Source organism: Streptomyces sp. NBC_01288 (assembly GCF_035982055.1).
Lineage (GTDB): Bacteria > Actinomycetota > Actinomycetes > Streptomycetales > Streptomycetaceae > Streptomyces.
The window spans coordinates 10,269,878-10,282,782 of the sequence record NZ_CP108427.1 but is presented as its reverse complement, the minus strand read 5'-3'; the positions used below and the strand labels follow the sequence as shown (position 1 = coordinate 10,282,782).

Genomic DNA, 12,905 nt, shown 5'->3' with positions numbered 1-12,905 from the left:
CCTGATTGATCTTCGTTTCGAGGCGTTGGTCACTCAGCCGCGCAGGTGGTCCAGTCGCCGTACGGCCGGAGTAAGAGAACGTCCCCGACTCGCCAGTCCCGCCCAGGGGTTGGTGCGGGCCTGGTCCACGGCGTCGGTGATGGTCCAGCGGCGGGCGTCGAGGTCCGGGTCGTGGAGTTGGTCCCAGCTGATGGGGACGGCGACCGGGGCCCCGGGTTTCGCGCGGACGGCGTAGGGGGCGACGGCGGTCTGCGCGTAGCCGTTGCGTTGGATGTCGAGGTAGAGGCGGTCGCCGCGGTCCTTCTTGCGCGCGGCGGTGGTGAGTTGGCCGGGGTGTGCCGCGGCGAGGTGGTCGGCGACGTCCTTGGCGAAGGCGCGTACCGTGTCGAAGTCCTGCTGTCCGTCGAGGGGCACGACGAGGTGGAGACCGCGCGAGCCGGTGGTCATCGGCGCGGACGGCAGCCGAAGTTCGTCGAGCAACTCCCGCAGGAGCAGGGCGGTTTGGCGTACGACGGCGAATTCGCCCCCGTCATCCCCGTTGCCTCCGTCGTCTTCGTTTCCTCCGTCCGACGGGTCGAGGTCGAAGACCAGGCGGTCGGGCCGGTGGAGCATGCCGGCCCGGGACAGCCAGCGGTGCGGGGTGAGGCAGGCCTGGTCGGCGAGGTACACGAGCGTGGCGGTGTCGTCGCAGACGAGGTGCGTGACCGTGCCGCCCTCCTTGGTCACCTCGACGCGTTTGATCCAGTCCGGGTAGTGCGCCGGGACGTTCTTCTGCATGAACCGCGGGCCGTCGATGCCGTCCGGGTGCCGTTCCAGCATCAGCGGGCGTCCACGCAGGTGCGGCAGCATGAAGGGGGCGATGGCCCGGTAGTACGCGACGAGGTCGCCCTTCGTGTACTCCTTGCCGTTCCCGTCGGCGGGGAACAGCACCTTGTCGGGCCGGTGGACGGCGAGGCTACGGCGGCCCGCCCGCACGGTGCGGGTGCCGGCCGTGGAACGAGCACCGGTCGTGGTGGTCCGGGTGCCGACCATCAGGACCCGCCAGGCCTTTCGTTCCAGCGCGGACGCTCCTGATTCTCGCTGCGCCGGCTTCCGGAGTGGTGGAGGTCGTGCGGCAGGAGCCGCTCGCCGTCGGGGGTGCGCGGAACCTCGTCGGGCTCCCGCTGTTCCCGGATCTCCCCTACGGCACCGGATTCCGGCAGCCGGGGCTGCTCGTCCGGCCGCGGCGGTGCCGATTCCCGCTGCCGCACGTTGATGCCCAGCCGGACGGCCCACACCAGCAACGCGACGATGACGAGTCCACCGGCGAAGGCCACCACCAAGCCCACGGCGGCACCGGATGCGGCGAGGTCCATGTGTTCGTTCTCGGCGATCATCATGACGGCCGAGTACCCACGCGCGAAGCGGCCAAGCACGGTGGCGGCCGGTGCGCCCGGTCCCGGTGTCACATCCCCGAGCCGGCCGGTGTCTTCATGTCGAACCGCCATCCAGGCACACCGACGACACATACAAGGAGAACACCGTGACGCTTCGCGTTCCCAAGGCCGAGCTTCCCGCCGAGCTGCGCGAGAACATGATCAAGCAACTCGGGACCGTACCCGAGCCCGTCGAGGTGCTGTGGAACCAGCCCCACCTTGCCGCGGCCAACCAGGAGTTCGCGGCGAAGGTGGGCACATGGGACGCGGCCGACGCGAGCCTCAAGACGTTCGCGCACATGGCCGTCGCGGCCCAGGTCGGCTGTAGCTGGTGCCTCGACGTGAACTACTTCCACGCGCTGAACCAGAACCTCGACCTGGCCAAGGCGAGCCAGGTGCCACGCTGGCGGCGGTCGGAGGTGTTCACACCGCTGGAGCGGGACGTGCTCGCGTACGCGGAGGCCATGACGAACACACCGCCGACCGTCACCGACGAGCTGTCCAAGAGCCTGCTCGACCGCCTCGGCCCGGCCGCGCTCGTCGAACTCACCGTGTTCATCGGCTTCGCCAACATGGCGGCCAGGTGCAACACCGCGCACGGGATCACCTCGCAGGGCTACTCGGACTCCTGCGAGATTCCGCTGGCCCCCCGGACGGGGCACGCCGGCGCAGACGTAGCGTCGACGGCATGACCCAGGACCCTTTCATCGCGCACCGCAGGCTCCTGTTCACGGTCGCCTACGAGATGCTCGGGTCGGCGGCCGACGCGGAGGACGTGCTCCAGGAGTCCTGGCTGCGGTGGGCCGACATCGACCGGTCACAGGTGCGGGACCCGCGGTCGTACCTGATCCGGCTGGTCACCCGGCAGGCGCTCAACCGGCTGCGCACGGTGTCGCGCCGCCGTGAGGAGTATGTCGGCGAGTGGCTGCCGGAACCCTTGCTGACCAGTCCCGATGTCGCCGAGGACGTCGAGCTCGCGGAGAGCGTCTCGATCGCGATGCTGACCGTGCTGGAGACACTCGCGCCCACCGAGCGGGCGGTGTTCGTGCTGCGCGAGGTCTTCGAGCTGCCGTACGGCGAGATCGCCGAGGTCATCGGGAAGTCCGCGGCCGCGGTACGGCAGGTCGCACGGCGGGCGCGGGACCATGTGGCGGCCCGACGGCCGCGGGTGCGGGTGAGCCGGTCGGAGCAACAGGCCGTCGTGGAGCGGTTCTTGCACGCCCTGCGGACCGGACAGTTGCAGGAGCTGATGGAGGTGATGGCACCGGACGTGGTGCTGGTGACCGACGGTGGCGGGGTGGTTCCCGCCGCGCTCGCCCCGATCCACGGCGTCGAGTCGGTGGCGCCGATCCTCGCCCGCGCGCACGAGTTGGTGGCCGTGTTCGACACCACGCCCGTGTGGCTCAACGGCGAACCGGCGGGCCGGATCGAGTTCGACGGCGAACCGTCCGCGATCAGTGTCGTGGTGGAGGACGGCCGGGTCACTCGTATCTATGTGGTGCGCAATCCGCGAAAACTGACGCAGCTGGACGAGCCGACCGAACTCGTCAGGTGAGTCTGCCGCCGCTCCGAACTTCCCTCCGCACAGGGTGAGTTGAGTCGCCCGGGCACTACGCTCGTCTCGACTGTACGCATCCTGTGCGAAGCCGGAAACAGCCGCGGCGGGCGGGGAACCGTCCCCTGACCGAGCGCATCGGTACTGGCATGGGGTCGGCCGCACGGCCGGCCGTGGAGGGGGCGACGTAGTGGCGCATGCCGGAGCACTGCGTGTCAGCGGGGTAGCGGCGGTCTGCGGGGCCCTGGTGGTGGGCTGCACAAGGAGTGGCGGAGGCTCCAAGTCACCGCCGACGACGGCGCCCGGGACGTCCCGGAGCAGTACCGCCGACCTGCGGCCCACGGCGTCGGCCACCCCCGGGACGGATCCGAGCAGGGAACAGAAGACCGTGGCGCGGGCTCGGGTGCTGATCCAACAGGTCATCTCCGGACCGGAGTTGTTCGAAACCGGGGTGGTGCGGGCGACGCCGTACGAGAGTGATCCGGGGCGGGCCCTGGACGCGCTCGGGACCACCACCGCGATCGAGCCCGCGCAGGTCGCCGAGCGCCTCTTCCACACCGCGTACGACGGGGTGGCCAAGCCGATCCGCTTCGTCCAGGGCACGACTCACGCGCTGGATCCGGAGAACACCGGGTTCCTGTACCAGGTCAGGGACGGCGCGTTCCGTTTTCTGGGCCGCTACGACCAAGTGGGCGCGGTCCGGCCGTAGCGCGAGGCGGTCGCCCGGGGTCTCAGCGTGGCCAACCCCCTTGACTCTCAGGTCACTTGAGATCCCATAGTGATGGGCGTGAACGAACAGGAGCTCTACTCCATCGGGGACGTCGCCCGCCGCACGGGCCTGAGCGTGAGCGCGATCAGGTTCTACGCCGACGAGGGTGTCGTCGCGCCCGCCGGTCTCACCGAGGGCGGCTTCCGGCGGTACGACGTGCTCGCCATCGCCCGGCTCGAACTCGTGCGCACCCTGCGCGACTTGGGCGCCGGCCTGGACGACATCCGCCGGGTGCTGGCCGAGGAGACCAGCCTGCGCGACCTCGCCGTCACGCATCTGCGGCTGGTGGAGGACCAGTTGAGGCAGTTCCGGGCGCGCCGTGCCGTGCTGCGGACCATCACGCGGCAGGACACCACGGCGGAGCAGGTGAGCCTGCTGCACAAGCTCGTGTCGATGTCCGACGACGACCGTGACCAACTCGTCGACCGGTTCTGGGACTTCGTGACCGACGGCCTGGACGTCCATCGCAGCTATGTGGAACGGCTGCACAGTCTGCGGCCTCGCCTGCCCGAGGAACCGTCCACCGAGCAGTTGGAGGCCTGGATCGAACTCGCGGAGTTCGTGCGGGACGAGGAGTCCCGGGCGGCGCTGCGGGACTTCATCCATCGCACATTCGGCACCGAGCAGGGCAGGTTGATGGTCACGCCGGAGATGACGGCCCGCGTCGAGAGGCATCGGAAGCTTCTCCTGGAGGCGCGGGCCTCCCAACAGGCCGGTGTCGCGGCCGATTCACCGCAGGCCCGGGACCTCGCCGAGCGGGTTGCCGCCGACTCGGCCGAGTTGTTCGCCGCGATGAGAGGAGAGCACGACGTCGATGTCGATGTCGATGTCGACAAGGCCAGGCGCACCATCGCCGACTTCGACCGGAACGGCAAGCCGCCGCAGTGGCAGCCCAAGGCGACCGGCCTCAAGCTGCTGACCCGCTACCACTCCCTGGTGGCGACGATCAACGGCACGGCCAAGCCGGACCCGAACTCGGACCGGGTCCGGGCTGCGGCTGTCCGGGAGTGGATGGGTGCCGCCCTGCGTCAAAAGTCTTGACCCGCGGGGTCGTTGACGCGGGTGGCCGCGCAGGCCTGTTCAGGGCAATCCAAAGTTGCCGCACACTCACTTCGATGAACTTCAGTTTCCCTGCGGGGTTGATCTGTGGAGCGCTTCGAGCAGGGGAATCGTCTGCTCTGGCCCCGGCAGCACGTTGATCTCCTCGCGGACCCGCTCGGCGGCGCGGCGGTAGGCGCCGTCGGCGAGCACAGCCGATACCTCCCTGCGCACTTCCTCCGAGGTGAGAGTGACCGGGTCCAGGACCTGGGCGGTACCGAGTTCGACGGAGCGCCGCGCGTTGTACGGCTGGTCCGCGCCCAGGGGGATCAGGACCGACGGCAGGCCGTGGGCGAGTGCTCCCATGAGGCTGCCGGAGCCTCCGTGCGAGACGACCAGGTCACACTGCGGCAGAAGCAGCTCCTGCGGAACGAACTGTTCGACCCGGACATGGTCGGGCAACGGCCCGAGCTCAGCGGGGTCGACACGCTCACCGACGGTCACGACCACGCCCGCGGGAAGCTTCTGAAGCCCGGCCAGGACCCGGGAGAACAGGTCCGTGGTGTTGTTCACGGTACCGAGGGTGAAGTACACCGTGGGATTGCGCGGAGTGGCGGCAGCAGGACTGACGGCAGCTGCCTGCCGGAACGCGAAGGTGTGTGCAGGCAAGGGGAAGAGCGGGTTTCGGAAACTCGGCGGGAACGGTGACAGGACCAAGTGCCGGTCCAGCATGGCGAGTTCAGGGTCCGACGGCAGGCCGTATGCGGATCGCACTTCGTGCAGTGGCTCGGCGACGACTTCCTTGCGCAGAAAGCCCCCCGCCGCGAGCACAAGGACAGTCACACAGGGAAGTCCGAGCGACTCGGCCGCGATCGCGGTGCCGAAGTCGACCTCGTCGCGTACCAGGACATCGGGTTTCCAAGCATGCGCGAGTTCAAGAACTGCCGCAGACTGCCGCCGTGCCCCGCGCCGGGCGAAGCCCTCCGCGAGCTGCCGAACATCCGCTTCCTGATCGGGCGCCTCTGCCGTCCTGTGGTCCGCGGCTTCCGCACGTCTGCGCGGCTCGTTCGTGGCGAAGGCGGTGAACCCGGCGGCTGCGATCTCGGACCCTCTTCCGCCCGCACCGGCAATGGCGACGGTGTGTCCTGCGGCTTGAGCTGCTCGGGCCACAGGGATGAGAGGGCGGAAGTGACCGCTGCCACCGATGAACGTGAACAGGATGCGCATCGGGCGAGGCTACTGGCAACGCGCCCGTCTGATCCGCATCCAGATGATCCTTTGGTGATCAGCTAGTCGGCGTCCTTCGCCGCGGCCACCGTCCGCAGATACGCGCCCAGCCGGGCGATGGCCGACGGGTTGCGGGGGCTTTCGACGAGGTCGACGTAGTCGAGGACGAAGATGCGGTGGTGCTTGACGGCGGAGACGTTGCGGAGTGGGGCGTAGGAGAGGAGGAACTTCTTCTTCTGTTCGGCGGTCACGTCGCCGTAGTCGCAGATGACGATGACGTCGGGGTCGCGCTGGACGACGGTCTCCCAACCGACCGTGGTCCAGGAGTCGTTGACGTCGTGCATGACGTTGGTGCCGCCGGCCTCGCTGATGATCTGGTCGGGGGCGGCGTAGCGGCCGGAGGTGAACGGGGAGTCCTGGCCGCTGTCGTAGAGGAAGACTGTGGGGCTCTTCGCCGGGGCCTTGCTCTGTACGGCCGCGATCTGCTTCTTGAAGTCGGCGATCAGGGTGGCCGCGCGCTTCTCGACGCCGAAGAGTTTTCCGAGGTTGGTGAGGTCGGTGTAGAGGGCGTCGAGGGGCGGCATGATGCCGCGCGAGGTGTCGGTGCGGCCGTTGTGGCAGGACTCGGTGAGGACGTACGAGGGGATGCCGAGCTTCTTCAGGGCGTCGGGGGTGAAGCCGCTGTCCTCGCGGAAGCCGTAGTTCCAGCCGGCGAAGACGAGGTCGGCGCGGGCGTCGAGGACGTTCTCCTTGGTGAGTTGGTCCTTGGACAGCCACTTCACCTTCTGGTAGCCGTCCTTCCAGGGGACGTCGGTCAGGTCGCCCTTGTCGTCGGGCATGGCGAACCCGGCCATGCGGTCCTCCAGGCCGAGGGCGAACATCAGCTCCGTGATGCCGACGTCGTTGGTGACGACCCGCTCGGGGACCGTCTTGTACGTCACCTTCTGGCCGCAGTTGGTGAGGGTGACGGCGGAGGATATGGCGTTCTGCGGCGTGGGCTCGACCGTGGCGCCGCAACCGGCGGTGGTGGTCGCGGCGAGGCAGAGGGCGGCGGCAAGCAGCTTGCGCATGCGGGTTGTTGTCCTTACGGGGTGGGCGGGAGCAGGTCGAACAGGAGCTGGACGGCGCCGGTCTCCGGGTGCCGTACGGGGTGTGCGCGGACCCCGAACACCTCGGCGAGCAGGGCGGGTTGGAGGACCTCATGGGGTGCGCCGGAGGCGACGATCCGGCCGTCCGCGATCACGTACAGCAGGTCGCAGTGGGCGGCGGCGAGGTTGAGGTCGTGCAGGGCCGCCAGCACGGTCAGGCCGCTGTCGCGGACCAGTGACAGCACGTCCAACTGGTGGGCGATGTCGAGGTGGTTGGTGGGTTCGTCGAGGACCAGGACCCGGGGCCGTTGGGCGAGGGCGCGGGCGATCAGGACGCGTTGTCTCTCACCGCCGGACAGGGCGAGGAAGCCGCGGTCGGCGAGGTGGGTGACGCCGGTGCGGTCCATGGCTCCGGCGCAGATCTCCCGGTCCGAGACGGCGGTTCGGTCCCGGTGGGGCAGTCGTCCCATGGCGACCACTTCGGCGACGGTGAAGTCGAACTCGGCGGACGACTCCTGCGGCAGCGCGGCCAACTTCCGTGCGGCGGCGCGTGGTTCCATTGCGTGTACGTCGTCGCCGTCGAGCCGGACCACGCCGTCGGCCGGTCGCAGCGCCCGGTACACGCACCTCAACAGGGTCGATTTTCCGCTGCCGTTGGGGCCGACGAGCCCGACGAAGGCCCCGCTGTCCACGACGAGCCGGATGTCGTCCACCAGCCGCACCGCGCCCGCGTCGACCGACAGCCCCTCGATGTCGAGCCTCATCAACTCCCCCCGAACGCATAACCGCCGCGCCGCATCAGCAGCAGGAACGCGGGCACTCCCACGACCGCGGTGATCACGCCGACCGGCAGTTCGGCGGGCGCCAGCAGCAGCCGGGACAGGACGTCCGCCCACACCAGGAGCACCGCTCCGGCGAGCGGGGCGACCGCGAGGACCCTGCGGTGATCGGCGCCGACGAGCATCCGCACGAGGTGCGGCACCATCAGCCCGACGAAGCCGATGGCTCCGCTGACCGCGACCACGCTCCCGGTGACGGCGGCGGTCACGAGGAACAACTCCCGGCGCAATCGGGCGGGTTGGACGCCGAGCGCGGCGGAGGTCTCGTCCCCCATCGCGAGCGCGTTGAGCGACTCCGCCCGCCATCGCAGCCACGCCCAGCCGGCCGCCACGGTCACGGCGGCCACCGGCACCTGCGCCCAGGTCGCCCCGCCCAGGCTGCCCAGCAGCCACATCATCGCCGAGCGGGCCGCCTCGCCCCGGGCCGCGCCGAACACCATCACGGTGGTGACGGCCTCGAAGCCGTACGCCAGCGCGGTGCCCGTCAGGATCAGCCGCAGCGGCGTGAGACCGTGCGGCGAGCGGGCCACGGCGTAGACCAGGACCATGGCCGCGAGTGCCGAGGCGAACGCCGACACCGACAGTGCCCACACCCCCAGCCCCGCGAACACGCCCAGCAGGATGACGGCGTTGGCGCCGACCGCCGCGCCCGAGGAGATGCCGAGCACGAACGGATCGGCGAGCGCGTTGCGGACCATGGCCTGTACGGCCACGCCGACGGCGGAGAGTCCGGCCCCGACGACGGCCGCGAGGACGACCCGTGGCAGCCGGATCTCCCAGACGATGGTGTAGGCGGCGGCGTCGGAGGCGTGCACGGTGCCGCCGGTGACCCCGGCCCACAGGAACCGGAACGTGTCCGCCGTGCCGATCCCGGCCGCGCCGAGACCGACGCCGCACACGAGGGAGACGCAGAGCAGGAGCAACAGCCCGAGCAGCAGGAGGGGTTGGGGTATTCGGCGGGGATCACGCCCTGGACTCTGGCCACGGCCCGAGCCGGAGCCGGTTGTCGGACGTCGGAGCACGGTCGGCGGTCCTTCACCTGGGGCCGCCTGGTGAGCCTCGATCGAGGAGACAGCCCGGACGACCGTGCCGGCCGCTCGGCCCCCTCTCGCAGTCCACGGCGAGCAGTCAACGGGTCGCGCCACCCACGGGCGATCGGACTCGCGCGACGACCGGGGGTCGCCACGCACACCGTTGCGGGTCAGCGCCGGATTCTCACCGGACTTCCCCCGCGGGAGGCATGGGGAGCGTAACAAACGACGCGGACCGGTCCGACGGCGCCCGAACCACACCATCTCCATAGTCTATTTGAACTGATCTATTTGGACTGCTAGGGTTTCACCATGCCACGTCGCGCTCTCGACAATCCGATCGTTCTCGCCGTGCTGGGCCTCCTGCTGGAACAGCCCTCGCACCCGCACCAGATGCTCACCGAACTCCGCACGCGCAGCGACAACCACGCCGCCGCGATCACCCGGGGCACGCTCTACAACACGGTCGCCGCCCTCGCCGAAACGCAGTGGATCGCCTCGCAGGGTCAGGAACGCTCGGGCAACCGCCCCGAGCGCACGGTCTACGCCCTCACACAGGCGGGCCGTGACGAACTCGTCCGGCGCCTGGACTCCCAGATCCGCAACCCTGAACGGGAGTTCTCCCAGTTCCTCGGCGCGGTCTCGTACCTCGGCGCCCTCGGCCCGAGCGGCGCGGTCGACGCGCTGACCGAGCGCTCCCAGCGTCTCCGGCAGCGCACGGCCACCGACGAGGGACGCCTCGCGGAGGTCCTGGCGACCGGCGTGCCCCGCTTGTTCGTCATCGAGGCCGAGTACGCGCTGTCCCTCGCGCACGCCGAGATGGCGTGGATCGACTCGGTCATCGACGACATCCGCACAGGCACGCTGACTTGGCCGACCGCGAGGCCGGACAGCCGGGAGGAACCCGGAACCTGATCAGCGGCCCGCCTGACTCCCCGATCCTCATCTCGACCGCGACACCGGCCGCCGCGCGGTCCAATACGCCGTCCAGGGAAGGCAGTTGGACCCGTTCACGAGCACGCCACACGTGACGGAAGAGCCCAACACCACGCCGAACCCGACCTCACCAAGCACGGAGGCGAAGCCTTCATCGCCGAACTGGACTACGTGGGCCGGGACTTCTTCCCCGACGTCGTCCGCCCCGTGGCCGCCTCCGCCGTCACGCAAGCGGTGCAGGGCCTGCTGCGCCATCACCGCGACGCGATCCTGACCCCCGCCGGCCCCTGACCCACCCGCCCCTCCACATCACCGAACACGGCCGGCCCACCGGCCCGGAACGACACCCGAGCCGACAGGCCGACCTCGTCGAGACCGTCGTAGAGGCAATGGCGGACCAGTCGAAGTCGCTCCACCTCAGCGGTTACACGCACTTCGCGCCATGGGACGCCGACAGCGACCAGCCGGGTCTGTTCCACCAGTTCGGGCTCACCACCGACGACTACACACCGAAGCCGGCCATCGAGACGATGAAGAGGCGCCGGGAAGGGACCGATGGATGGAGCAGCCGCGCCCACCCGCCGAAGACGACGAAGTCCCTTTGCCCGGAGGCCGGATCACTCCAGGTGTCGTACGAGTCGGCGACACGGTCCGCCGCCCCACCACCACCGCCTCACCCTTCGTCGCGCGGCTCCTCGGCCACCTCGAACAGCAGGGCTTCGCCGGAGCGCCCCGCCACCTCGGCCTCGACGAAGCCGGACGTGACACGTTCAGCTACCTGCCCGGCCAGGTACCTGCACGCTTCCAGCACTGGACCGACGCACAGGTCGCCGCGGCCGGGTCCCTGCTCCGCTCTCTCCACGACGCCACCCGCGGCAGCGCGCTCGCCGAGCCCTGCGCCGTCGTCTGCCATCACGACCCCGGACCGAACAACACCGTGTTCCGCGACGGCCTGCCCGCCGCCTTCATCGACTTCGACACCGCCGCTCCCGGCGACCCCCTCGAAGACGTCGGCTACGCGGCCTGGACCTGGTGCGTCTCCTCCCGCCCCGACGCTCCGCCCGCGACGGTGCAAGCAACCCAGGTACGGGTCCTCGCCGCCGCCTACGGGCTCGATGCGTCCGGCCGCGGCAAGCTCGTCGACGCGATGCTCAACCGCCAGCTGCTGAACGTCAGTTGGTGGCGAGCGCGACTCAGCGGAGCCGAACGGCAGTCAGCCGAGGACGAGTTGATCGGTGCCCGCGTCGCGTGGTCCGAGCGTGAGTACACCCACACCTCCGCACATCGCTCCACGTTCGAGGAGGCACTGCAAGAGACCTCCCCCGTCCACCGGAGGAATCCGAACCCCGCCACCACCCCGCAGCCGTAAAACCCGATAAACCCCCACCCCCGACCACACCACCCATCTACTGTACGAACACGCGGAGTTACCCACCGCAGTCACCCGAGGAGGATTCCTGTGTCATCGCCCTGCGATCCCGCGCACGCTCCCGTCGGCGATGTCGGTGCGGCGATCATGATGATCGACTCTCGGCTGAAGACCGTCCATGACGGGAAGACCGCGACCGATCCCGACCAGCAGGCGTTGATGGAGCAATTCATCGCGACGCTGGGTGCCAAGGGGCTCAACGACATGCTGGACGGGACGTGCACGCTGATCTACATGTTCATGACGTGGCTGCGGCAGGCTCATGAGGAGCACGAGAAGGACGTCATCGAGTACGTGGTGCCCAGCCTCGTGGCCACGATGCGGATGATGCCCAGGAGCGTCCGCCCGGAAGCGATCCCGATGATGGCCGGGCTGGCCATCGCCGCGGGGACCGGGCTGAGCCCGAACCTGTGGCGCGCGCAGTACGGGGACTGGACCAAGGAGGAGATGACTCCCCTGGAGGCCACCGCTTTCCTGCTCGCGGAGCACATCAACCGCATCACCGACGACCAGGACTTCGCCACCCGCCTGATCACCGATGCCCTGTCCGTCGCGGACGGGGACCACGAGGACTGAGAGGGCTGAGAGGGCTGCCGAGCTGCCTCCTCGTCCTCAACTCGGGGCGTCGTGACCCGACATGGCGTGGGCCAGGCTCCGACGCGGCTCCGGACAGGTGGCGCGCAGGGCGTCCAGCTTCTCCGCGTCGGTCGTCCCGGCCGCCGCCGTGTACGTGACGATCCTGAGGTCGGTGCCGGCCGCCATCACGACGTCCAGGTCGAGGTCGATGTTCCCCACCCGAGGGTGCTCGACGGTCTTGCGGTCTCCGACGTTGGTGCGGGCGGTGCCGTTGGACCAGAGGCAGGCGAAGCGCCGGCTGTCGTGCAGCACGCGGTCGACGAAGGCGGCGAGCCGCGCGTCGTGCGGATGGGCGGCCGCCGTCATCCGCAGGTCGGCGACGAGATCCTCCTCCTCGGCCTCCTCGCCCGCCCAGGACCGCACCGGCCAGGCCGCGATCGGTTCCCGCCGACGTCCACCGCTGGACCGGAACATGCCGGCGACGAGGTTGAGTTCGCTCCAGCCGTACGTCCGGGGGTCGCCGACCGCCTCGTTCCACATCCCGTTCCAGCTGACGAGGGTCCAGTCGGCGGCGAACACCGCGGTGGGGTTGCCCGCCAGCTGGCCGACCAGCCGGTGCACCCTCGCGGGGACGTGCCGGGACACGTTCCCGGCCGGGGGCGGCGCGAGGTGGGCGCAGCGGAACAGGTGGTCGCGCTCGGACGGTTCGAGCCGTAGCGCTCTGGCCAGTGCGGTGACCACCTGGGCCGAGGGGTTCCGGGCGCGGCCCTGTTCCAGCCGGACCACGTAGTCGACCGACAGGCCGGCCAGCCGGGCCAGTTCCTCCCGGCGCAGCCCGGGGATACGCCGGTCCCCGCCCGCCTCCAGCCCGCTGTCCTGCGGTGACACGCGCTCGCGCCACCCCCGCAGAGCGATGCCGAAGTGGTTCGTCGTAGCCATGAACCACATTGTCGTTCAACTGGCGCGCGGCACACGGACGTTCAACCGCCGTACGGCGGAGTC

Annotated in this window: 15 protein-coding genes; 8 read left to right on the top strand and 7 right to left on the bottom strand. The window is 69.9% G+C overall.

Going from position 1 to position 12,905, the window contains the following annotated elements:
* Nucleotides 1–33 precede the first annotated feature (33 nt).
* Both ligD and OG194_RS46345 read right to left on the bottom strand, forming a co-directional pair.
* The gene (gene ligD, locus OG194_RS46350; protein WP_327406750.1) at nt 34–1,032 is read right to left on the bottom strand and encodes a non-homologous end-joining DNA ligase; all 999 of its coding nucleotides are present in this window, start codon (nt 1,030–1,032) and stop codon (nt 34–36) included.
* Entirely contained in the window at nt 1,032–1,487 is a 456-nt protein-coding gene (locus tag OG194_RS46345) for a DUF6479 family protein (protein ID WP_327406749.1), read from the bottom strand. Before OG194_RS46345 ends, ligD begins: the two co-directional genes overlap by 1 nt.
* Before the next feature lie 35 nt (nt 1,488–1,522).
* Here OG194_RS46345 and OG194_RS46340 point away from each other — a divergent pair, with 35 nt between their 5' ends.
* From OG194_RS46340 to OG194_RS46325, 4 genes are all read left to right on the top strand, one after another.
* Nucleotides 1,523–2,107 carry a carboxymuconolactone decarboxylase family protein gene (locus tag OG194_RS46340; RefSeq protein WP_327406748.1) on the top strand — a complete coding sequence of 195 codons (585 nt, stop codon included), beginning with the start codon at nt 1,523–1,525 and terminating at the stop codon, nt 2,105–2,107.
* Complete coding sequence (locus tag OG194_RS46335) at nt 2,104–2,970, top strand: RNA polymerase sigma-70 factor (RefSeq protein WP_327406747.1); 867 nt, start codon at nt 2,104–2,106, stop codon at nt 2,968–2,970. Before OG194_RS46340 ends, OG194_RS46335 begins: the two co-directional genes overlap by 4 nt.
* A gap of 388 nt (nt 2,971–3,358) precedes the next feature.
* Nucleotides 3,359–3,679 carry a hypothetical protein gene (locus OG194_RS46330; protein ID WP_327406746.1) on the top strand — a complete coding sequence of 107 codons (321 nt, stop codon included), beginning with the start codon at nt 3,359–3,361 and terminating at the stop codon, nt 3,677–3,679.
* 72 nt (nt 3,680–3,751) lie between these two features.
* Nucleotides 3,752–4,780, top strand: coding sequence for a MerR family transcriptional regulator (locus tag OG194_RS46325; RefSeq protein ID WP_327406745.1), 1,029 nt, complete (start codon nt 3,752–3,754; stop codon nt 4,778–4,780).
* A gap of 81 nt (nt 4,781–4,861) precedes the next feature.
* On the opposite strand, the gene OG194_RS46320 is transcribed toward OG194_RS46325, so the two are convergent.
* Nucleotides 4,862–5,509 carry a glycosyltransferase gene (locus tag OG194_RS46320; RefSeq protein ID WP_327407418.1) on the bottom strand — a complete coding sequence of 216 codons (648 nt, stop codon included), beginning with the start codon at nt 5,507–5,509 and terminating at the stop codon, nt 4,862–4,864.
* Between the two features lie 45 nt (nt 5,510–5,554).
* Between OG194_RS46320 and OG194_RS46315 the strand changes: the two genes are divergently transcribed.
* Nucleotides 5,555–6,070: a hypothetical protein gene (locus OG194_RS46315; protein ID WP_327406744.1), complete on the top strand. Its 516-nt coding sequence runs from the start codon at nt 5,555–5,557 to the stop codon at nt 6,068–6,070.
* Here the strand turns inward: OG194_RS46315 and OG194_RS46310 are convergent.
* Genes OG194_RS46310 through OG194_RS46300 form a run of 3 tightly spaced genes read right to left on the bottom strand, consistent with a single transcriptional unit; the run spans nt 6,067 to nt 8,884 of the window.
* Nucleotides 6,067–7,074, bottom strand: a complete 1,008-nt coding sequence (locus OG194_RS46310; RefSeq protein WP_327406743.1) for an ABC transporter substrate-binding protein — start codon at nt 7,072–7,074, stop codon at nt 6,067–6,069. The two genes, OG194_RS46315 and OG194_RS46310, sit on opposite strands and share 4 nt — an antisense overlap.
* A 14-nt stretch (nt 7,075–7,088) precedes the next feature.
* Nucleotides 7,089–7,856, bottom strand: coding sequence for an ABC transporter ATP-binding protein (locus tag OG194_RS46305; RefSeq protein WP_327406742.1), 768 nt, complete (start codon nt 7,854–7,856; stop codon nt 7,089–7,091).
* Entirely contained in the window at nt 7,856–8,884 is a 1,029-nt protein-coding gene (locus OG194_RS46300; RefSeq protein WP_327407417.1) for a FecCD family ABC transporter permease, read from the bottom strand. The genes OG194_RS46305 and OG194_RS46300 overlap by 1 nt, the downstream gene beginning before the upstream one ends.
* Before the next feature lie 390 nt (nt 8,885–9,274).
* Here OG194_RS46300 and OG194_RS46295 point away from each other — a divergent pair, with 390 nt between their 5' ends.
* From OG194_RS46295 to OG194_RS46285, 3 genes are all read left to right on the top strand, one after another.
* Nucleotides 9,275–9,877: a PadR family transcriptional regulator gene (locus OG194_RS46295; protein ID WP_327406741.1), complete on the top strand. Its 603-nt coding sequence runs from the start codon at nt 9,275–9,277 to the stop codon at nt 9,875–9,877.
* Nucleotides 9,878–10,457: 580 nt separating this feature from the next.
* Nucleotides 10,458–11,267, top strand: coding sequence for an aminoglycoside phosphotransferase family protein (locus OG194_RS46290; protein WP_327406740.1), 810 nt, complete (start codon nt 10,458–10,460; stop codon nt 11,265–11,267).
* A 90-nt stretch (nt 11,268–11,357) separates the two neighbouring features.
* Nucleotides 11,358–11,903 (top strand): hypothetical protein, encoded by a 546-nt coding sequence (locus OG194_RS46285; RefSeq protein ID WP_327406739.1) that lies wholly within the window; start codon nt 11,358–11,360, stop codon nt 11,901–11,903.
* A 36-nt stretch (nt 11,904–11,939) separates the two neighbouring features.
* On the opposite strand, the gene OG194_RS46280 is transcribed toward OG194_RS46285, so the two are convergent.
* Entirely contained in the window at nt 11,940–12,842 is a 903-nt protein-coding gene (locus OG194_RS46280; RefSeq protein WP_327406738.1) for a helix-turn-helix transcriptional regulator, read from the bottom strand.
* Nucleotides 12,843–12,905 lie beyond the last annotated feature (63 nt).